Genomic DNA, 19,560 nt, shown 5'->3' with positions numbered 1-19,560 from the left:
GGAGATCGCCATGAACCGTTCCGCCGCCGCATTTGCCACCGTGCTCGCCGCAGGCCTCCTGCTCGGCGCCTGCGCCACGAACGGCATGCCCGCCGATGAAATCCCGGCCGACGCGGTGGAAGCCACCCGCATCGAGGCCAACGGCGACACGGTCACCGAGTACCGCGTCGACGGCCGCCTGCGCGCGCTCAAGGTCGTGCCCTCGCGCGGCGCGCCGTACTACCTTTTCGACCGCAATGGCGACGGCGTCGTCGACAGCGAGCGCGACGGCGTGTCGCCGGTGTACTTCAAGCTGTTCGAGTGGAACTGATCACCCCGCCACACCACGGCCAGGGGCAGGAACCGGGCCCGGCCGACGCCGCCAGGCGCCTGCCGCCGATGGTCGCCACCTGGCTGACCGGCCTGTTGGCGGTGCTGCCGCTGGTGCTCACCCTGGTGCTGCTGGGCTGGGCGGTGGGAATCGTCAACGGCGTTCTTGGCCCGAGCAGCCTGTTCGGACGCTCGTTCACGGTGTTCGGCGCCTGGTTTGCCGCCCATCCGGTGTTCGCCTGGCTGCTCGGCACGCTGCTGACCATCGCCCTGATCTACCTGCTGGGCCTGCTGGTGCAGTCGCGGCTCAAGGCGCCGATCAAGGCCATGCTCGACAACACCATGCGCCGGATCCCGCTGGTCGGCAGCGTGTACGCGCTGGCCGAACGCTTCGTCTCGGTGATCGGCGACCGCCAGCAGGCCGACATCGCGGCGATGAGCCCGGTGTGGTGCTTCTTCGGCGGCGACGGCGTGGCCGTGCTCGGCCTGCTGCCGAATCCGGAGCCGATCGAACTCAACGGCCGCACGTACCTCACGGTGCTGGTGCCGACCGCGCCGATCCCGGTCGGCGGCGGCCTGCTGTACATGCCCGCGGAGTGGGTCAAGCCGGCCGATTTCGGCATCGACACCCTGACCAGCGTCTACCTGTCGATGGGCATCACCCTGCCGCGCGGCAAAATTCCAGGTTCGGTCGCGGAGTAGCCCGCTTCCGTCCCGGGAAGCGTCTGCATCGACATGCCAGGCACCGATGCCGTGGCTTGGTCGGCGCGTGCACGCGCGCGGTGTCTTTTCACGCCTTGTCCAAAGGGCGCGCGGCACCATGGCCCGTGTCTGCAACACAGGAACGCACATGTACGGTCGCGAGCGCCGAAGCCCGCCAGCATTGGATCCCGCCGAGCTGCGCAAGGGCCTGACGCCGGCCCAGCTGAAGGCGCTGGAAACGCTGGAGCACTTCCAGTGGACGCTTCGTTTCGTGCGCCGGCCGCTGTTCCGCGACCCGATCCCGGTGGTCTTCGACCGCGACGGCCAGCGCTGGGCGGTGCTCGAGGCCGACGGCGGGATCAACGAGTCGCCGGGCTTCCAGCTGCGCGACTAGCCCGGCCGCGGCCCCGCGGCGATCCCTCAGGCCGCCTGCAGCTTGGCATAGGCCAGCACCAGCCACTTGCTGCCGACACCGTCGAAATTGACCTGCACCCGCGCATGGGCGCCGGCACCCTCGATGTCGGTGACCACGCCGTTTCCGAAGCTCGCATGCACCACTTCCTGGCCCACCGCGATGCCCGGCGTGTCCTCCATCGCCGCGTGCCCGTAGTCGCGTCGCGGCGTGGGCGCATAGCGCGGCCGCGAGACCTGCACCTTGGGGCGCACCTCGTTGAGCAGCGCCGGCGGGATCTCGCGCAGGAAGCGCGAGGGCATGCCGTACATGTCCTGGCCGTGCAGGCGCCGGGTCTCGGCGTGGCTGAGCACCAGCTTCTGCCGGGCCCGGGTGATGCCGACGTAGGCCAGCCGGCGTTCCTCCTCCAGGCGCCCGCTTTCCTCGATCGAGCGCGCGTTCGGGAACAGGCCTTCCTCCAGCCCGGCCAGGAACACCAGCGGGAACTCCAGGCCCTTGGCGCTGTGCAGGGTCATCAGCTGTACGCCGTCCTCACCGGCCTGGGCCTGGCCCTCGCCGCCCTCCAGCGCGGCGTAGGCGAGGAAGGCGACCAGCTCGGACAGCGCGGCCGACTCGTCATCCTCCCCGCGCACGAAGCGCGAAGCGACCGAGACCAGTTCGTCAAGGTTGTCGACGCGCGAGTCCAGGCTGCCCTTCGATTCGCGCGCATAGTGCTCACGCAGCCCGGACCGCAGCAGAACGTGGTCGATCTTGTCCTTCAGCGGCAGGTCGCCCAGCTCGCTTTCGATCGCGTCGACCAGCGCGTGGAAGGCCGCCAGGGCATTGCGCGCGCGCCCCGCCAGGCCACCACCCTGTGCGCAGCGCAACGACGCCTCCCACAGCGAGACGCCGTCGGCGCGGGCGCGCATGCGCACTTCGTCCAAGGTGCGTCCACCGATGCCGCGGGTGGGCGTGTTGACCGCGCGCTCGAAGGCCGCGTCGTCGGCGCGGTTGGCGACCAGGCGCAGGTAGGCCAGGGTGTCCTTGACCTCGGCGCGCTCGAAGAATCGCACGCCGCCATACACGCGGTACGGCAGCTGTGCGGCCAGCAGCTTTTCCTCGATGATCCGCGACTGCGCGTTGCTGCGGTAAAGCACCGCGCAATCGCCGTGGCTGCCGCCGTCGCGCACCCATTCGTTGACACGGCCGACGATGTACTCGGCCTCGTCGATCTCGTTGTAGGCGGCGAACAGGTCGATCGGGTCGCCCTGCCCGCTGTCGGTCCAGAGCTTCTTGCCCATTCGCCCCGGGTTGTGCGCGATCACCGCGTTGGCGGCGTCGAGGATGGCTGCGGTGGAGCGGTAGTTCTGCTCCAGGCGGATGGTCCGCGCGCCGGGGTAGTCCTGCAGGAAGCGCTGCACGTTTTCGACCTTGGCACCGCGCCAGCCATAAATGGCCTGGTCGTCATCGCCGACCACGAACACCTGGCCGCTGTCACCCGCGAGCAGGCGGATGAAGCCGTACTGGATGGCGTTGGTGTCCTGGAATTCGTCCACCAGCAGGTGCGCGAAGCGCTGGCGATAGTGCGCCAGCAGCGCCGGGGTGTCGCGCAGCAGCTCGTGCGCGCGCAGCAGGATCTCGGCGAAGTCGACCAGGCCGGCGCGGTCGCAGCGCTCCTGGTAGAGCGCGTAGGCCTTGAGCATCACCGAGCCCCACTCGTCCTGGCCGTCCTGGATGTGCGGCGGGCGTCGGCCTTCGTCCTTCTGGGCGTTGATCCACCACGCGATCTGCCGCGGCGGGAAGCGCGCTTCGTCGAGTTCAAGCTGCTGCACCACGCGCTTGACCAGCCGCAGCTGGTCGTCTGAATCCAGGATCTGGAAGGCCTCCGGCAGCTTCGCGTCCTGCCAGTGCAGGCGCAGCAGGCGGTGGGCCAGGCCGTGGAAGGTGCCGATCCACAGTCCGCGCGCGCCGTTGCGCAGCAGCGCGTCGGCGCGATGGCGCATTTCCGCCGCCGCCTTGTTGGTGAAGGTGACCGCGAAGATGCCGTGCACCGGCACCCCGAACACCTCGTTCATCCAGGCGATGCGGTGGGTGAGCACGCGGGTCTTGCCGGAGCCGGCGCCGGCCAGCACCAGGTAGTGGCCGGGAGGCGCGGACACGGCTTCGCGCTGGGCGTCGTTCAGCCCATCGAGCAGGTGGGAAACATCCATGCCGGCATGTTACGCCAGGCCCGGCACCCACCCCAGGCGTCAGCGCGCGGCGATCTGCCGCAGGCGTTCGAGCACGGCGTCGAAGTCCTGGGGGCGCGCGAGCAGGTAGCCCTGGAAGGCGTCGCAGCCGCGCTTGCGCAGCCATTCATGCTGGTGCCGGGCTTCCACGCCTTCGGCGACGACGCCCAGGCCCAGGCCCTTGGCCATGCGCAGGATGGCCTCGCAGATGGCTTCGCTTTCCGGATCGCGCCCCAGGTCGCGGACGAAGGACTGGTCCAGTTTCAGCCGCTGGACCGGCAGGTCCTTGAGGTAGGCCATGCTCGAGTAGCCGGTGCCGAAGTCGTCGATGGCAAGCGACACGCCCAGATCGCCAAGCGCCTTCATGGCCATGCGGGCGTCCGCCGGGCTCTCCAGCAGCACGCTCTCGGTCAGTTCCAGTTCCAGCCTGTCGCGCGGCAGTCCGAACTCCGCGAGCAGCTGGCCGACCTCCTGCACCAGTCCCTCCTGGAACTGCAGCGCCGACACGTTCACCCCGATCCGCAGTGCTCCCCAACTGCACGCGTCCAGCAGGCACCACCGGCTCATCGCCTCGCGCAGCACCCAGCGACCCAGCGGGAGCACCAGCCCGGACTCTTCGCAGACGTCCATGAAGGCCCCCGGCGCAAGCAGGCCGCGGTCCGGATGCCGCCAGCGCACCAGGGCTTCGAGCCCGCAGGGGTGGTCCTGGCAATCGAACTGGAGCTGGAAGGCCAGCTCGAACTCTTCGCGCTCGAGCGCGTCATGCAGCTGCTTGACCAGCAGCAGCCGGTCGCCTGCGCGGGAGTCGAACTCGCTCCTGTAGCCCACGCTGCGGTTGCGCCCCAGGCGCTTGGCCCGGGCGCCGGCCTGGCTGGCCGCGCGCAGCAGGGTGGTGCCGTCCATGCCGTCGCCCGGGAAACAGCTGTAGCCGAGGCTAGGCGTCACGTGCAGTGCGGCGCCGCGCACTTCAACCGTGCCCGCCAACGCCAGGCGCAGCGCTTCCACGCGCGCCGGCACCTCCGCGTCCGGCCCGAGGGGAAGCAGGATGCCGAACTCGTCGCCGCCCAGCCGCGACAGCGTGGCCCCGGCGCCCGCCGCGGTCTCCAGCCGGCGTGCGACCGAGATCAGCAGTTCGTCGCCGACGCCATGGCCAAGACTGTCGTTGACCAGCTGGAAGCGGTCCAGGTCAAGGTGGCAGACCGCGAACCGGCCGTCGGCATCGGCCAACGCGCGGTCGATGCAGCCGATCAGCAGGTCGCGGTTGGCCAGGCCGGTCAGCAGGTCGTGGCTGGCACGGAACGCCATTTCCTCGGCAGCGCGCTTGCGCAGGGTGACGTCCTCGACGACCCCGACGAGGCTCGCCGCGGGGCTGTCGACATCCAGCACTGCAGCCAACCGGACCTCGAGGTCGCGGATGTCCCGGGGGGCGCGTCGGTCGCTGACCTCGATGCGGACGTCGCGACGACGCTTCATGGCCGCACGCAGCAGGCGGACGTCCACGGGATCAAGCAGCGCCCTGAGTGCCGCGCGCACGGCGGACGGCGGAGCACCGGGATCGACGCCGGTCAGGCGGGTGAATGCGGCGTTCGCGTAGACCAGCCGGTCGCGCGGCGCCTGCAGGATGAACGTGCCCTGGTCCGAGGTTTCGATCGCGCGCCGCAAGACCCGCATGTGCTCGCGCAGGTGGCCCACCGCGTCCCGGCTGGCGGCCACGCTCCGTCGCATCCTTCTCTCGCGCAGGGCCGCCCGGTGCAGAAACCACATGCCGACAAGCCACGCGGCGGTCAGCAGCAGCATGCCGCAGGCGAGGGTGGCCACGAACGCCCGCCAGCCACCGTACAGTGCATCGGGTGTCATGCCGACGGTCGCGATCAGGGGCCGGTCGCCAATGTGCCGGTACCCGACCATGCGCTCCAATCCGTCCAGGCGGCTTCGTGATCTCAGGAGCCCGCGGTCCTGGCCGGCGCCCACGCTGAACACCGGAGACACTCCGGCATCCAGACCCGCATGCAGCGTGCCGGTGTCGGAGCGCGCGATGAGCACGCCGTCCCGATCGAGCAGCGAGGACACGCCATCGGGTCCGACCTCATGCTCCTGCAGCACTTCGATGAAGGCCTCGGCGTCGAGGTCGGCGCGCAGCCACTGCGTTGGCTGGCCGTCGTCCACGGCCAGGTGGAAGGGCATGGCCAGCGGCAGGACCCAGCGCCCCCCGGCATCCTGTCCTGCCGGCCCGAATTGCAGGTGGTAGGGTTCGAGCGCGGTGGTCGCGGCGAAGGCCGGGGCCTCGGCCTCCACGCGAAGGTCGAGCAGGTGGCGATGGCCAAGGGCGATTCGGCCGATCGCACCCTGCGTGAACGCAGCCCTCGTTTCCGGTACGGCGCCATCCACTGTTTCGAGGCCGACGGCCAGCCCGTGCATGGCGCGCTCGATGCTGCGGATCTGCTGCCCGGTCTGGCGGACATGACTGTCCACCAGTGCCCGCAGGTAGCGCGCGCCCGCGTCGCGGCGCACGCGGAGGTCGTTCCAGGCGACGGCCACGGCGGCCAGGAGCACGCACAGCACCAGCGTCCCGCCGAACCACCAGGCGCGACGGAAGCGCGCGGCTCCCGCATCCGCGCCGTCGGCGCTGCGGCCGCCAGTCCCGGGCGTCCCTTGCGCATTGTCCTGGGGTTCCACGTCCATCGGTCGATATTCCCCGCGGGGTCGGCTGCAGCCTAACCCGCGTCGGAACCGCTGCGCCAACGTGCTGCACCGTGCGCCCGGGCGTCCTGCCCGGACGCTGCGTTGCGCGCCGCAGCCCATCGCCGGCGCGGCGCCGGCCTAGACTTGGAGGCCCACCTTCGCGGAGTCCCCGGATGATCGACCTCCACTACTGGCCCACCCCCAACGGCCACAAGGTCACGTTGTTGCTGGAGGAAGCGGGCCTCGACTACCGCATCCATCCGGTCGACATCGGCAAGGGCGCGCAATTCGAGCCGGACTTCCTGGCGATCTCGCCCAACAACAAGATGCCCGCGATCGTCGACCATGCCCCCGCCGACGGCGGCGCGCCGCAGAGCGTGTTCGAATCCGGCGCGATCCTGCTCTACCTGGCGGAAAAGACCGGCCGCTTCCTGCCCACCGACCCGCGCGGACGCATCGAGGCGCTGGAGTGGCTGTTCTGGCAGATGGCCGGCCTGGGGCCGATGACCGGCCAGTACGGCCACTTCAACGTCTACGCGCCCGAGAAGATCCCCTACGCCATCGATCGCTACAGGAAGGAGGCCGAGCGCCTGCTGGGCGTGCTCGACCAGCGCCTGGCCGGCCGCGCCTTCATCACCGGCGACGACTACGGCATCGCCGACATGGCGGCCTATCCCTGGATCAATGTCTACGCCAGCGCGCCGCTGGACATGCAGCCCTTCCCCGACGTGTTGCGCTGGCAGGCCGCGATCGCCGCCCGCCCCGCCACGCAGCGCGCCTATGCGCTGTCGACACAGGTGAATCCCGACGCCGGCAAGCCGATGAGCGACGCGCAGAAGGCCGTGCTGTTCGGACAGGGCACCCGCCCGGCCTGAACCGGCAGTGGCTGCGGCATCATGGGGCATTCGACCGCCTCCCGGACCGCCACATGCGCCTGTTCCTGGCCACCGCACTCATGACCCTTGCCCTCCCCACGGCCCACGCCGCCACTCCCGACGCCCCGCCCGCGAAGCCGCTCACCCTCGAGGCGATCACCGGCGACGCGGCGCTGTCGGGGCCGACGCTGCTGCGGCCCAAGGTGGCGCCCGACGGATCGAAGGTCAGCTTCCTGCGCGGCCGCGAGGACGACCGCAACCGCCTCGACCTCTGGGCCTACGACGTCGCCAGCGGCAGCACTGCGATGCTGGTGGATTCGGCCGTGGTGCTGCCCGGCGACGAGGTGCTGAGCGACGAGGAGAAGGCGCGCCGCGAGCGCCAGCGCATCGCCGCGCTGTCGGGCATCGTGGACTACCACTGGGCCCCGGATTCGCGGCGCCTGCTGTTCCCGCTGGGCGGCGAGCTTTACCTGTACGACCTGTCGCAGGCGGATGGCGACGCGGTGCGCAAGCTGACCTCCGGCGGCGGCTTCGCCACCGATCCCAAGGTCTCGCCCAAGGGCGGCTACGTCAGCTTCATCCGCGGCCGCAACCTGTGGGTGGTCGACCTGGCCGGCGGCGACGAGGTGCAGCTCACCCGCGACGGCGGCGGTGCGATCGGCAACGGTGTGGCCGAGTTCGTCGCCGACGAGGAAATGGCGCGCCACACCGGCTACTGGTGGGCCCCGGACGATTCCGCCATCGCCTACGCCCGCATCGACGAGTCTCCGGTGCCGATGCAGAAGCGCTACGAGGTCTATCCCGACCGCACCGAGGTGGTCGAGCAGCGCTATCCCTCGGCCGGAGACGACAACGTCCGCGTCGAACTGCTCGTCGCCCGCCCCGGCCGACCGGACCAAGCCCCGGTGCGCATCGACCTCGGTCCGGAGCAGGACATCTACCTGGCCCGCGTCGACTGGCGCGACCCGCAGCGGCTGACGTTCCAGCGCCAGTCGCGCGAGCAGCAGCGCCTGGACCTCATCGAGGTCGAACTGGCCGGTGGCCGCCAGCGCACCCTCATGACCGAGACCTCGGACACCTGGGTCCCGCTGCACGACAACCTGCGCTTCCTTGCCGACGGCCGCTTCCTGTGGTCGTCCGAGCGTGACGGTTTCGAGCACCTGTACATCGCCGGCGCCGACGGCACGGACCTGCGCCAGCTGACGCGCGGCGACTGGCCGGTGGACGCGCTCGAGGCGGTGGACGAGGCGAAGGGCCTGGCCTACTTCACCGCCGGCCGCGGCTCGCCGACGCAGCGCGTGCTGTATTCGGTCCCGCTGGAGGGCGGCGACATCGTCGAACTCACGTCCACGCCCGGCATGCACGCGATCACCTTCGCCGGCAACGCCAGCGTCTACGTCGACAGCTGGTCGAACACGCGCACGCCGCCGCAGCTCGAGCTGTACCGCGCCGATGGCAGCCGCATCGCCGCGCTGGTGGAGAACGATCCCCGCGACCCGGGCCATCCCTACGCCGGCCACCTGGGCGCGCACCTGCCAACGGAGTTCGGCACGCTCACCGCGGCCGACGGCACCACGCCCCTGCACTACAGCGTGATCAGGCCCGCCGGCTTCGATCCCGCGCGGTCCTACCCGGTCGTGGCCTACGTCTACGGCGGCCCGGCCGCGCAGACCGTGCTCGACGCCTGGCCCGGCCGCGCCGACGCCTTCTTCAACCAGTTCCTGGCGCAGCAGGGCTACGTGGTGTTCTCGCTCGACAACCGCGGCACGCCGCGGCGCGGGCGGGCGTTCGGCGGCTCGCTTTACGGCCGGCAGGGCACGGTGGAAGTCGAGGACCAGCGCGCGGGCGTGGACTGGCTGCGGGCGCAGCCCTGGGTCGATGGCGAGCGCATCGGCGTGCACGGCTGGTCGAACGGCGGCTACATGACCCTGATGCTGCTGGGCCAGGCGCCCGGGCACTACGCCTGCGGCATCGCCGGCGCGCCGGTCGCCGACTGGGCGCTGTACGACACGCACTACACCGAGCGCTACATGGGCCTGCCCAAGGCCAACGTCGACGGCTACCGCACGGCCAGCGTGTTCACCCACCTCGGCGGCATCCGCGACGACGCCCTGCTGCTCATCCACGGCATGGCCGACGACAACGTGCTCTTCAGCAACGCCACCGCGCTGATGTCGCGGCTGCAGGCGGCGGGCACGCGCTTCGAGCTGATGACCTACCCCGGTGCCAAGCACGGGCTGCGCGGCGCCGATGCGCTGCACCGGTATCGCCTGTCAGAGCGATTCTTCGCCGGCTGCCTGGGCGACTGAGCCCGTGTGCCCTTTCCACGGCACTCCCGCGGCCATGGCTATACTCGGCGCCTTTCTTGCACCGGGTGCACGCCTTGCCGTCATCGCAGTCGCCTTCCCCCATCCCGGCCCTGGCGATCACCGCCTATACCGCAACCACCGCGCTCGGTCGCGGCCGCCAGGCCCAGTTCGACGCGCTGCGCGCGCGCCGCGGCGGCCTGCGGCGGAACGACTTCGGGCCTGATCCACTGCCGGCGTGGATCGGTCGCGTGGACGGCCTCGAAGACGAGGCGCTGCCGGCGTCGCTGGCCCAGTGGGAATGCCGCAACAACCGCCTGGCGTGGATGGCGCTGCAGTCCGACGGACTGATGTCCGCCATCGACGACGCACGCACGCGCCACGGCGCCGAGCGCATCGCGGTGGTCATCGGCACCTCGACCTCCAGCATCGGCGCCAGCGAGGAGGCCTACACCCGGCTCGAGCCGGATGCCGACGGCATGCCCTCCTTTCCTGCCGACCTCGCTCGCCCGGTCGTGCATACGCCGCATTCGCTGGGTGACTTCGTCCAGGCCGCCACCGGCCTGCGCGGCCCCTGCGTCACCGTGGCCACGGCCTGTTCCTCGAGCGCCAAGGTGTTCGCGCAGTCGGCGCGCCTGGTCCAGGCCGGCCTGGTCGACGCGGCCCTGGTCGGCGGCGTCGACACCCTGTGCGGCAGCGTGCTGTCCGGCTTCAACTCGCTGGGCCTGGTCTCGGCCAATCCCTGCCGGCCCTTCGACCGCGACCGCGACGGCCTGTCGCTGGGCGAGGCCGGCGGCTTCGCGCTGCTCGAACGCCCGGTGCCGGGCAGCACCGGCCTGCGCCTGTGCGGCTATGGCGAATCCAGCGATGCCCACCATATGTCGGCGCCGCACCCCGAAGGCCTCGGTGCGCGCCTGGCCATGCGCGACGCCCTCGCACGCGCCGGGATCGATGCAGGGGACGTCGGCTACCTCAACCTGCACGGCACCTCGACGCCGGCCAACGACACGGTCGAGGCCGCGGCGGTGGCCGCGATGTTCCCGGCCACGCTGCACGCCAGTTCGACCAAGGGCTGGACCGGGCACACCCTCGGCGCGGCCGGGATCGTGGAGTCGGTGTTCGCACTGCTCGCGCTCGAACATGGCCTGCTGCCAGGCATCCTGCACAGCGAGACGCCCGATCCGGCCTGCGGCCCGCAGATCCGGTTCGACAACGTGGAGGGCAGCGTCATCCGCTACGCCATGAACAACTCCTTCGGCTTTGGCGGCAACAACGCCGCACTGGTGTTCGGACGCGCATGACGAAGCTCAATACCCTTGCCGCGCGCATCGAAGGCATCGGCTTCTGGGCCGACGGCCTGCCCACCTGGAAGGCCGCGGTGGACCACGTGCTCAATGGCACGCCGCCGGGCGACGGCGGCAAGCCCTCGCCGATGATGCTGGCGCCGAATGAACGCCGCCGCGCACCGCCCTCGGTGGCGGTTGCGCTGGACGTCGCACTGGCCGCCTGCGAGGCGGCCGGCCGCGAGCCGGCGTCGCTGCCATCGGTGTTCGCCTCCACCCATGGCGATCTCGCGATCACCGACTACATGTGCGCGACCCTCGCCGACGACCCGCGCGCGATCTCGCCGACAAAGTTCCACAACTCGGTCCACAACGCCGCCGCCGGCTACTGGACCATCGGTGCCGGCTGCCTGCGCCCGGCAACGGCGCTGAGCGCGCACCGCGCGAGCTTTGCCCAAGGGCTCCTGGAAGCGCTCGCCCAGCTCGCGTGCGGCGACACCGCCGTGCTGCTGGCGGCATACGACACGCCCGGCAGCGGGCCGCTGGGGGCGGTTTCGCAAAGCACCGGCCTGCTTGGTGGCGCGCTGGTGCTGGCCACCGGCCCGGGCGCGGACCAGCAGCGCGACAGTGGCGGCATCAACCTGCGCGCGACCCTGGTCGATGGCGATGCCCCCCGCGGCAACGGCGTGCTGTCGCGCCACGCCGGCGCCAATGCGATGGCGCCGATGCTGCCGCTGTTCGACGCGCTGGCCACCGGCAGCGACCTCGTGCTGCTGCACGCCGGCCACGGCCGCACGCTGCGGGTGGAGCTGGCCCATGGCTGAGCCCATCCCGCTGCGCGGCGAAGACACTGCGGTGGTCATTCCCGCGCTCAACGAGGCGTTGCGCATCCGCGACGTGGTCGAGGGCGCGCTGGCGCAGGCGCCGCTGGTGATCGTGGTCGACGACGGCTCTGACGACGACACCGCCGCGCGCATCGCCGACCTGCCCGTCCGCGTGGTCCAGCACCCGGCGCGCATGGGCAAGGGGGCAGCCCTGCGCAGCGGCTTTGCCGAGGCCGCGCGCCTGGGCGCCCGCGCGGTGGTCACCATGGATGGCGACGGCCAGCACGACGCCGCGGACATCCCGCGGCTGATTGCCGCCGCGAACCGTCACCCGGGCTGCGTGATCGTCGGCGCGCGCCTGCGCAAGCGGGCCTCGCAGCCGCCGCACCGGCGCGTGGGCAACGACTTCGGCGACTGGGGCATCAGCTGGGCCTGCGGCTTTCGCGTGGTCGACAGCCAGAGCGGCCAGCGCCTGTACCCGCGGGAGGTCTTCACGCTCGAAGGCGTGCCGGGCGAAGGCTTCGTGTTCGAGGCACAGATGCTGATCTCGGCCGCGCGCGATGCCGGCGCTGGCGTGGTCGCCGTGCCGATCGAGACCCGCTATGCCGGCTGCGAACCCGGCGTCGAGTTCCGCAAGAGCCACTTCCGCCTGGGCCGCGACCTGTGGGCGATCACCTCGCACGTGGTGGGCCAGGTCCTGCGGCATGGCGATGTCCTGGGCGGGTATGCGCGCACGCGCAGCCGTCCGCCCGTCATTGACGACGGCAACGGGACATCCACGCCCAGCCACGCCGAAGACGGCAGCGCACGGACCGGCGAGGGCCAGTGCTGATGGACGAAAACAATCGCTTCGACGTCGCGATCCTCGGCGGCGGCTTGGCCGGCCTGACCCTGGCGCTGCAGCTGCGCCAGGCCGACCCCTCGCTCTCTATCACCGTGCTTGAACGGCGCGTGCACCCGGCGCCGGAGGCCGCGTTCAAGGTCGGCGAATCCACGGTCGAGATCGGCGCCCACTACTTTTCCCACGTGCTGGGGCTGCGCGAGCACCTCGACCGGGAGCAGATCCGCAAGTTCGGCTTCCGCTTCTTCTTTTCCGACGGCCGAAGCGACATCGACCGCTGCACCGAGATCGGCGTCAGCCAGCTGCTGCCGACGCCGTCCTGGCAGGTCGATCGCGGCCGCTTCGAGAACATGCTCGGCGAACGCGCGCGGGCGATGGGCATCGGGTTCCGCGACGGCGTGGTGGTGCGCGGGGTCGAATTCGGCGAGGGCGACGAGGACCATCGCATCGCCTGGTCGGGTGACGGCGGCGAAGGCAGCCTGGCCGCGCGCTGGGTTGTCGACGCGAGCGGCCGCGCCGGCCTGCTCAAGCGCCAGCTGGGCCTGGCCGAGGCCAACGGCCACGATGCCAATGCCGCCTGGTGGCGGGTCGACGGCATCCTCGACCCCAACGACTGGTCCGACGACGAGGCCTGGCGCACCCGCTGCACGCCACCGGACCGCTGGCGCTCGACCAACCACATGTGCGGCACCGGCTACTGGTTCTGGATGATCCCGCTGGCCTCGGGCGCGCACTCGCTCGGCATCGTCTGCGACGCCGCGATGCATCCGCTGGAGGGCATGAACAGCCACGACAAGGCCACGGAGTGGCTGCGCAGGCACCAGCCGCGCGTGGCCGCAGCGCTCGAAGGGCACGCGGTCAAGGACTTCCGCTTCCTGCGCGGGTTCTCGCACGGCTGCAGCCGCCTGTACGGCGAGCGCTGGGCGCTGACCGGCGAGGCGGGCCTGTTCCTGGATCCTTTCTATTCGCCGGGCAGTGACTTCATCGCGATCGCCAACACCCAGATCGCCGACCTGATCGCGCGCGACCGCGCAGGCGGGCCGTTCGCCCCTTACGCGTCGATGTACGAGCGCCTGTTCTTCTCGTTCTACGAGAACACCATGACGCTCTACCAGGGCCAGTACGCACTGTTCGGCGACGAGCAGGTGCTGCCGGTGAAGGTGATCTGGGACTACACCTTCTACTGGGCGCTGCTGGCGCCCGCGTTCTTCACCGGGCGCATCACCGACATCGGCATGTTCGGGCGGCTGCAGCCGCTGTTCGAACGTGCCAGCGCGCTCAACGCCGCCATGCAGCCGCTGCTGCGCGAATGGGGTGAACGCAACGCCGCCGCGGGGTCAACGCCCGCGGGGACCGGGCGCTCGCTCGACCAGCACGGGATCCAGTGGTTCCACGAGCTCAACCGCGCGCTGCGCGACACGCTCGACGACGACGCCTTCGACGCGCGCATCGCCGACAACGTCGGGCGCATGGAGGCGCTGGCGGCGGAGATCCTGGCGCGCGTGCGCGACCTGCACCCGTCGATCGGCGAGCACGGTCTCGACGGACTGCTGGCCGGTACCGACGTGCAGCCGGCCTCGCTTGGCGACGCCTGGTACAGCGCGGCCTGAACCGCGCCCGAGGATCGCATGCATCACAGCCCCCTCCTGCTGCAACTGGTCATCATCCTGCTTACCGCGCGCGCCTGCGGCCTGCTGCTGCGCCATGTCGGGCAGCCGCCGGTCATCGGCGAGATGGCCGCCGGCCTGCTGCTGGGGCCGATCGTGTTCGGAGCCTGGTTCCCCGGGCTCCATGCCACGGTGTTCGCGCCGGAGTCGCTGCCGGGCCTGGCCTCGCTGGCCGAACTCGGCCTCGTGCTCTTCATGTTCATCGTTGGCGTCGAGCTGCGCGCGCCCGACGGCGTGCGCGCGCAGCTGAAGTCCGCCGGCCTGGTCGGCGTGGCCAGCGTACTGGTTCCGATGGCGCTCGGATTCGCGGTATCGCCACTGCTGCATCCCTACGCACCCGCGGGCGTGGGCCTGGTGCCGTTCGGGCTGTTCATGGCCGCGGCGATGTCGATCACCGCCTTCCCGATCCTGGCGCGCATCCTGAAGGAACGCGGCATGACCCACACGCCGCTGGGGCGGCTGGCCCTGGGCGGCGCCGCGATCGCCGACGTGCTCGCCTGGATCATGCTGGCGCTGGTGGTGGCCCTGGTCGGCGCTGGCGACGGCTACGGCGGCTTCATTCGCGCCACCGCGGGCCTGGCGATCATCGCCGTGGTCGTGTTCACGCTGCTGCGGCCGCTCTATGCCTGGCTGCTGCGCGCGCACGCGGCCGACGGCGTCCCCTCGCTGATGGTGCTGGCGGCGCTGCTGATCGGCGCGTTCGCCTGCGGTGCGGCCACCGACCGGCTGGGCGTGCACGCCGTCTTCGGCGCCTTCCTGTTCGGTGCCTGCCTGCCGCGGGACGAGCGCTTGCTGAAGTCGCTGATCGAGCGCGTCGAGTACCTCGCGATCGTGGTGCTGATGCCGATCTTCTTCGCCCTGGCCGGACTCGGCACCACGTCCGATGCATTCACCGGCGCAGCCTTCGGCGCGATGCTGCTGATCCTGGCGGTGGCGGTGATCGGCAAGGTGGCCGGCGGCGCGATCGGCGCGCGGCTGTCCGGCCATGGCTGGCGCGAGAGCTTCGCGGTGGGCTCGCTGATGAACGCGCGCGCCCTGATGGAGCTGATCGTGATCAAGGTCGGCCTGGACGCGGGGATCATCGGGCCCGACCTGTTCACCATGCTGCTGGTGATGGCGATCCTGACCACGGTGATGACCGGGCCGCTGGTCACCCTGTCACTGGGGCGGCGCGCGACGCAGGCCGCGTCGGCCCCGGGCGCGACGGTGGCCGCCGGGACCCCGGAAGGCGCGGCGGCCGAGGCGCCCGCGCGGCAGCGCGGCTGACGCTGCGGTTCAGTCGACCGGCTGCGGCACCGGCTGCGGCGGCAGCACCTGCTCCGGCGGCGGGTTTGGCAGGTAGATGGCCACGCCGCGGGCGTGCTTCTGACGCGGACTGATGTTCACGCCAACGCCGCCGCTGCTGAAGCTGCGGCTGCCGACGCGTCCCGTGCCCGCGCCCACGCTGACCCCGCCGCCGCCGTAGCCCTCGGCCGTGCCCTGGAACAGGATGCCGTTGGCGCCCAGCGACGCGGCTTCTTCGCGCAGCTTGCGCAACACCGAATCGGTCTTGTTCTGCTCGCCGTAGGTGAAGGCGCCGCTGGAGGTCTCGAGCAGGGCCACTTCTTCATATGGGACACCAGGCGCGCCGTGGTAGACGCGCACCAGCGCCGGATCGATCGGCGCACGCGGCGTGCCGGTGAGGATGTGGGACGAGGCGCAGCCGGCCAGGAGCAACACGGCGCTGGCGGCGGCGATGCGGAACAAGCGGGCGGTGGTCATGGCGTCACCTGGCAGGGATGGGATCGATCATCTTCCCACCCGGGTGAATCCGGTGTCACCGCCGCCGGGAATCCAGGTCCGCCCGCCTTCAGCCCATGCCGCCGTTGACGCCGATCACCTGGCCGGTGACGTAGGCGGAGGCGTCGGAGCACAGGAAGCGCACTACGGCGGCGATTTCGTCCGGGGTCCCGGCGCGCCCGGCGGGCACCATCTGCTTCACCGCCTCGGGCGGGAAGGCGGCTTCGGCCATGCGCCCGGCGACCACGCCCGGCGCCACCACGTTCACGGTGATGCCGCGGCTTGCCATCTCCCGGGCCAGCGATTTCGAGGCGCCATGCAGCCCCGCCTTGGCCGCCGCGTAGTTCGCCTGGCCGCGGTTGCCGAGCACCGCCGCCACGCTGGACACGCTGACGATGCGCCCCCAGCGCGTGCGCGCCATCGGCAGCAGCAGCGGCTGGGTGACGTTGAAGAACCCGTGCAGCGACACGTCGATCACGCGCCGCCACTGCTCGGCGGACATGCCGGCCATGGGCGCGTCGTCGTGGATGCCGGCGTTGTTGACCACGATCTGCACCGGGCCGGATTCGAGCAGGGCGCCCATCGCCGCGGCCGTGGCCTCGCCGTCGGCGACGTCGAAGGCCACCGCCTCCGCGCTCCCGCCGGCGGCGATGATTCCGGCCACCACCGCTTCCGCGCGCGCGCGGTTGCCATTGGCATGGACGATGACGTGGACGCCGTCGGCGGCCAGCTGGCGGCAGATCGCGCCGCCAAGATCGCCGCTGCCGCCGGTGACGAGCGCGCGGCGCGGAGTGGCCTGCGACGGCCGGCTGGTTTTCGCGGGAGTGGCGTTCTGGCTCATGCGGCGATTATCCCGGCATCGATGCCGCATCGGCGAGCACCACCGCCGCGCGGCCCTCGGCGAGCAGCACGCCGGCATGATGGATTCGGAACGCGTACTGCTGGCTGGCCCCGCCCTCCATCAGCAGCTCGGCTTCGCCTTCCAGGTCGCCCGCCAGGTCGTCGATCCTCGCGACATGCAGGTCCACGCCGCGCAGCGCGACCAGCATGCCCGGGCGCACCGCAGCGCCGGAATCGCGCCCGCGCAGGCCGCCGTGCACGGCCATCGCCTGGGCGCCGTATTCGCACAGGTGCACCGCGCGCAGCAGGCCTTGGCTGCGCAGCGGATGCGCCGGGTCGCGGTGGTTGCCGGCGCGCAGCACGATGCGCGTGGCGTCCCACGCGATGACCTGGTCCCACAGGCACATCGCGCCCTGGTGCGGCACCAGCGACAGGATCCCGGCGCGGGTGATCATGCGTGGCCCTCCACTGCGGGAGCGCCTTCCGCGGCAGGTCCGGGGCCGGCGTCGTGGCGGGAAACCAGCAGCGCCAGCACGAAGTTCGAGACCACGCCGATCGCGACCGTGCTGCCGATCGCACGCAGCACCGGAATCGACGACAGCGCAAGCAGGCTGAACACCAGCGCGGTCATCAGGCTGCAGACCAGCACGGCGTGCAGCGTGCGCAGCTGGTCTTCGCGGCGGTCGCCGGCGTGTTCGAAGAACAGCGCGTAGTCCAGGCCGAGGCCGGCAGCGAGGATCAGCGCCACCAGGTGGAACAGGTTGAGCTCGACGCCAAGGCCGCGCAGCACGGCCAGGATGACCAGCGTGGTCAGCGCCATCGGCAAGAGCACGCGCAGGACCCGCCCGGGCGTGCGCAGCGCGATCCACACCGTGCCTGCCAGCAGCAGCGCGGCCAGCGTCAGCGCGGCGAGCACGCGGCCGCGGTACTCGGCCACCAGCGATTCGGACGCGGCCTTCATGTCCAGCAGCTCGCCGCCGGCATCGGCCGCGGCCTGCGCCACGGCATCGACGTCCTTGAGTCCGCTGAGCGAGACCAGGGCCGTCGCGCCGCCGCCGCCCTCGAGCAGAAGTCCCTGCACGGTGCCGGCGAGCGGCGTGCCGGCAAGGTCGCCCGGGCGCAGCGGCGGGGCTTCGCGCGCAAGCTCGACGTCGGCCAGGAAGGGGGTGAACGCGTCCTCGCGGAAAGGCGTACCGGCCAGGGCATCGGCAAGCGATGCGCGCAGCGCCGCGGGCGTCGGCAGGGCCCGCTGGCGCGCGCGCTGGGTGGCCGCGGAGGGCAGGTAGCGCGCGGCGCTGTCATAGCCGTCCAGCGCGCCGGCGGCGACCAGCGCGTCCAGGCGCGGGTGGAGTGCTTCGGTCGCGGCCAGGGCAGCGTCGGCGTCGGCGCCGCGCAGCACCGCCACGTAACGGACGTCAGGCGCGCCCAGCTCCGCACGCAGGCGCGCGTCCAGCGCCATGCCTTCCTCCGGGACCGGAGTCAGCTTCGAAAGATCGTTCTCCCAGAACGGCCCGCGTGCGCTGGCAAGCACCGCGACGCAGGCCAGCGCCAGCGCCAGCAGCGACCAGCGCGGCCGCGGCAGGCGCCCGATGCCACGCCACAGCGCCTGCAGCACCGGCGAGTCGGCGAGGTCGCGCGGAGCGGGGTCGACCAGCGGCGGCAGGCCGAAGCGCGTCGCCAGCGCCGCCGCCGCCAGCGCGGAGATGGTGAACACCGCCAGCTGGCGCAGGCCATCGACGCCGGAGAACAGGAAGGTGAGGTAGGCGATGCAGGTCGCGACCACGCCGGTCACCAGCGCCGGCCACAGCGCGCGCACGTTGTCGCGGGGGCTGATGCCGGCGCGCTGCTGGCTGAGGAAATGGATCGGATAGTCCTGGACCACGCCGATCAGGGTGAAGCCGAAGGCGACGGTGATGCCGTGCACGGCCTCGAACAGCAGCGCCACCGCGCCCAGGCCGGCCAGCCCGGCGGTGGCCAGCGGCAGTACGCCCAGCAGCGGCGCGCGCCAGCTGCGGTAGGCGAGCAGCAGCAGCAGGACCAGGGCGATGCTGTCGATGGTGCCGATCCACTGCGCCTCGCGCGCGGTGCGGCCGCCGATCTCGACCGAGAACGCGCCCGGGCCGGTCATCCGCAGCCCGGCGCCGCTGTCGCCCGCCACCTCGGCAAAGCCGGCGTACACGGCGTCGTAGGCGCGCTGCTGCGCGCTGGGGTCGAAGCCCGCGGCGCCGGTCTGCGCGAGCAGCAGCGCCTCGCGCCCCGCGGCGTCGAACCAGACGCCGTGCAGGCGCTGCGGCGCGGCCTTGGGCTGCCAGGCTTCGGCCAGGACCAGCATCTCCAGGGTGGGGTCGGCGGGCAGCAGGGGCTCCACCAGCGCCGCCATCGGCGAGCCCAGGTCCTGCAGGCGCTCGGCGAGCTGTTCGCCGAGATATGCGGCGTCCAGCGGCCGGTCGTCGAAGCTGGGCGAGAGCAGGTAGCGGTACGGCCGTAGCGATTCCGGCACGGCGTCGAGGCCGGCGTCGGCGCCGTTGGTGACGAATTCGAAATCGGGGTTGGCGGCCAGGGCCGCGGCCAGCGCTCGGGATTGCGCGGCCAGGACCTCGGGCGCGGCGCCGGACAGCGACACCAGCAGCAGCCGCGTACCCGGCCCGTCGCCGAGCTCATCGACCAGCAGGGCCTGGGCGGGCGTGCGCGGCTCGGGCATGAAGCGGCGCAGGTCGCCGCTGAGTTCGAGCCGCTGGCCAATCGCCCAGCCCGCGACCAGCAGCGCCGCAAGCCACAGCAGCGCCAGCGCGGTTCGACGCCGCGGACTCATTGCGCCACCGCGGCGCGGTCC

16 protein-coding genes are annotated in these 19,560 nt (G+C 71.7%); 10 read left to right on the top strand and 6 right to left on the bottom strand.

From position 1 onward, the window contains the following. Positions 1-10 precede the first annotated feature (10 nt). From WCE37_RS07665 to WCE37_RS07655, 3 genes are all read left to right on the top strand, one after another. Positions 11-310, top strand: coding sequence for a DUF2782 domain-containing protein (locus WCE37_RS07665; protein WP_343278822.1), 300 nt, complete (start codon positions 11-13; stop codon positions 308-310). Further along, the gene (locus WCE37_RS07660; protein ID WP_343278821.1) at positions 301-1,011 is read left to right on the top strand and encodes a DUF502 domain-containing protein; all 711 of its coding nucleotides are present in this window, start codon (positions 301-303) and stop codon (positions 1,009-1,011) included. The genes WCE37_RS07665 and WCE37_RS07660 overlap by 10 nt, the downstream gene beginning before the upstream one ends. Positions 1,012-1,159: 148 nt before the next feature. After that, a complete protein-coding gene (locus WCE37_RS07655; RefSeq protein ID WP_343278820.1) occupies positions 1,160-1,405 on the top strand; it encodes a hypothetical protein in 246 nt (81 codons plus the stop codon). A gap of 26 nt (positions 1,406-1,431) precedes the next feature. Here the strand turns inward: WCE37_RS07655 and uvrD are convergent, their stop codons facing one another. Together uvrD and WCE37_RS07645 are read right to left on the bottom strand one after the other, a co-directional pair. After that, on the bottom strand, positions 1,432-3,612 hold the full coding sequence (gene uvrD / locus WCE37_RS07650; protein ID WP_343278819.1) for a DNA helicase II: 2,181 nt from the start codon (positions 3,610-3,612) through the stop codon (positions 1,432-1,434). A gap of 39 nt (positions 3,613-3,651) precedes the next feature. Continuing rightward, a complete protein-coding gene (locus WCE37_RS07645; protein WP_343278818.1) occupies positions 3,652-6,312 on the bottom strand; it encodes an EAL domain-containing protein in 2,661 nt (886 codons plus the stop codon). A gap of 173 nt (positions 6,313-6,485) precedes the next feature. On the opposite strand from WCE37_RS07645, the gene WCE37_RS07640 reads away from it, so the two are divergent. From WCE37_RS07640 to WCE37_RS07610, 7 genes are all read left to right on the top strand, one after another. Next, positions 6,486-7,187, top strand: a complete 702-nt coding sequence (locus WCE37_RS07640) for a glutathione S-transferase N-terminal domain-containing protein (RefSeq protein WP_343278817.1) — start codon at positions 6,486-6,488, stop codon at positions 7,185-7,187. A gap of 53 nt (positions 7,188-7,240) precedes the next feature. Continuing rightward, positions 7,241-9,496: a S9 family peptidase gene (locus WCE37_RS07635; RefSeq protein WP_343278816.1), complete on the top strand. Its 2,256-nt coding sequence runs from the start codon at positions 7,241-7,243 to the stop codon at positions 9,494-9,496. Positions 9,497-9,597: 101 nt separating this feature from the next. After that, positions 9,598-10,794, top strand: coding sequence for a beta-ketoacyl-[acyl-carrier-protein] synthase family protein (locus tag WCE37_RS07630; RefSeq protein ID WP_343279172.1), 1,197 nt, complete (start codon positions 9,598-9,600; stop codon positions 10,792-10,794). Next, positions 10,791-11,600 (top strand): beta-ketoacyl synthase chain length factor, encoded by an 810-nt coding sequence (locus WCE37_RS07625; protein WP_343278815.1) that lies wholly within the window; start codon positions 10,791-10,793, stop codon positions 11,598-11,600. Before WCE37_RS07630 ends, WCE37_RS07625 begins: the two co-directional genes overlap by 4 nt. Next, positions 11,593-12,432, top strand: coding sequence for a glycosyltransferase family 2 protein (locus WCE37_RS07620; protein ID WP_343278814.1), 840 nt, complete (start codon positions 11,593-11,595; stop codon positions 12,430-12,432). Before WCE37_RS07625 ends, WCE37_RS07620 begins: the two co-directional genes overlap by 8 nt. Continuing rightward, complete coding sequence (locus WCE37_RS07615; RefSeq protein ID WP_343278813.1) at positions 12,432-14,051, top strand: tryptophan 7-halogenase; 1,620 nt, start codon at positions 12,432-12,434, stop codon at positions 14,049-14,051. The genes WCE37_RS07620 and WCE37_RS07615 overlap by 1 nt, the downstream gene beginning before the upstream one ends. Positions 14,052-14,069: 18 nt before the next feature. Next, a complete protein-coding gene (locus tag WCE37_RS07610) occupies positions 14,070-15,374 on the top strand; it encodes a cation:proton antiporter (RefSeq protein ID WP_343278812.1) in 1,305 nt (434 codons plus the stop codon). 9 nt (positions 15,375-15,383) lie between these two features. Here the strand turns inward: WCE37_RS07610 and WCE37_RS07605 are convergent, their stop codons facing one another. The 4 genes from WCE37_RS07605 to WCE37_RS07590 all read right to left on the bottom strand — a co-directional run bounded on the left by WCE37_RS07605 (position 15,384) and on the right by WCE37_RS07590 (position 19,539). Continuing rightward, positions 15,384-15,869: a hypothetical protein gene (locus WCE37_RS07605; protein WP_343278811.1), complete on the bottom strand. Its 486-nt coding sequence runs from the start codon at positions 15,867-15,869 to the stop codon at positions 15,384-15,386. Positions 15,870-15,957: 88 nt separating this feature from the next. Continuing rightward, positions 15,958-16,728 carry a 3-oxoacyl-ACP reductase FabG gene (fabG, locus tag WCE37_RS07600; protein ID WP_343278810.1) on the bottom strand — a complete coding sequence of 257 codons (771 nt, stop codon included), beginning with the start codon at positions 16,726-16,728 and terminating at the stop codon, positions 15,958-15,960. A gap of 7 nt (positions 16,729-16,735) precedes the next feature. Further along, the gene (locus WCE37_RS07595) at positions 16,736-17,182 is read right to left on the bottom strand and encodes a phosphotransferase (protein WP_343278809.1); all 447 of its coding nucleotides are present in this window, start codon (positions 17,180-17,182) and stop codon (positions 16,736-16,738) included. Beyond that, positions 17,179-19,539 carry an MMPL family transporter gene (locus WCE37_RS07590; RefSeq protein WP_343278808.1) on the bottom strand — a complete coding sequence of 787 codons (2,361 nt, stop codon included), beginning with the start codon at positions 19,537-19,539 and terminating at the stop codon, positions 17,179-17,181. The genes WCE37_RS07595 and WCE37_RS07590 overlap by 4 nt, the downstream gene beginning before the upstream one ends. Between the last annotated feature and the right edge of the window lie 21 nt (positions 19,540-19,560).

The sequence above is a fragment of the Luteimonas sp. MJ250 genome (assembly GCF_039548455.1).
Lineage (GTDB): Bacteria > Pseudomonadota > Gammaproteobacteria > Xanthomonadales > Xanthomonadaceae > Luteimonas.
This window is presented reverse-complemented; position numbering and strand designations above follow the sequence as displayed.

What these genes read in the sequence shown, in the direction of transcription:
- WCE37_RS07665 (WP_343278822.1), top strand. Translation starts at nt 11, where the DNA reads ATGAACCGTTCCGCCGCCGCATTTGCCACCGTGCTCGCCGCAGGCCTC.
- WCE37_RS07655 (WP_343278820.1), top strand. Translation starts at nt 1,160, where the DNA reads ATGTACGGTCGCGAGCGCCGAAGCCCGCCAGCATTGGATCCCGCCGAG.
- uvrD (WP_343278819.1), bottom strand. Translation starts at nt 3,612, where the DNA reads ATGGATGTTTCCCACCTGCTCGATGGGCTGAACGACGCCCAGCGCGAA.
- WCE37_RS07645 (WP_343278818.1), bottom strand. Translation starts at nt 6,312, where the DNA reads ATGGACGTGGAACCCCAGGACAATGCGCAAGGGACGCCCGGGACTGGC.
- WCE37_RS07640 (WP_343278817.1), top strand. Translation starts at nt 6,486, where the DNA reads ATGATCGACCTCCACTACTGGCCCACCCCCAACGGCCACAAGGTCACG.
- WCE37_RS07635 (WP_343278816.1), top strand. Translation starts at nt 7,241, where the DNA reads ATGCGCCTGTTCCTGGCCACCGCACTCATGACCCTTGCCCTCCCCACG.
- WCE37_RS07625 (WP_343278815.1), top strand. Translation starts at nt 10,791, where the DNA reads ATGACGAAGCTCAATACCCTTGCCGCGCGCATCGAAGGCATCGGCTTC.
- WCE37_RS07620 (WP_343278814.1), top strand. Translation starts at nt 11,593, where the DNA reads ATGGCTGAGCCCATCCCGCTGCGCGGCGAAGACACTGCGGTGGTCATT.
- WCE37_RS07615 (WP_343278813.1), top strand. Translation starts at nt 12,432, where the DNA reads ATGGACGAAAACAATCGCTTCGACGTCGCGATCCTCGGCGGCGGCTTG.
- WCE37_RS07610 (WP_343278812.1), top strand. Translation starts at nt 14,070, where the DNA reads ATGCATCACAGCCCCCTCCTGCTGCAACTGGTCATCATCCTGCTTACC.
- WCE37_RS07605 (WP_343278811.1), bottom strand. Translation starts at nt 15,869, where the DNA reads ATGACCACCGCCCGCTTGTTCCGCATCGCCGCCGCCAGCGCCGTGTTG.
- fabG (WP_343278810.1), bottom strand. Translation starts at nt 16,728, where the DNA reads ATGAGCCAGAACGCCACTCCCGCGAAAACCAGCCGGCCGTCGCAGGCC.
- WCE37_RS07595 (WP_343278809.1), bottom strand. Translation starts at nt 17,182, where the DNA reads ATGATCACCCGCGCCGGGATCCTGTCGCTGGTGCCGCACCAGGGCGCG.
- WCE37_RS07590 (WP_343278808.1), bottom strand. Translation starts at nt 19,539, where the DNA reads ATGAGTCCGCGGCGTCGAACCGCGCTGGCGCTGCTGTGGCTTGCGGCG.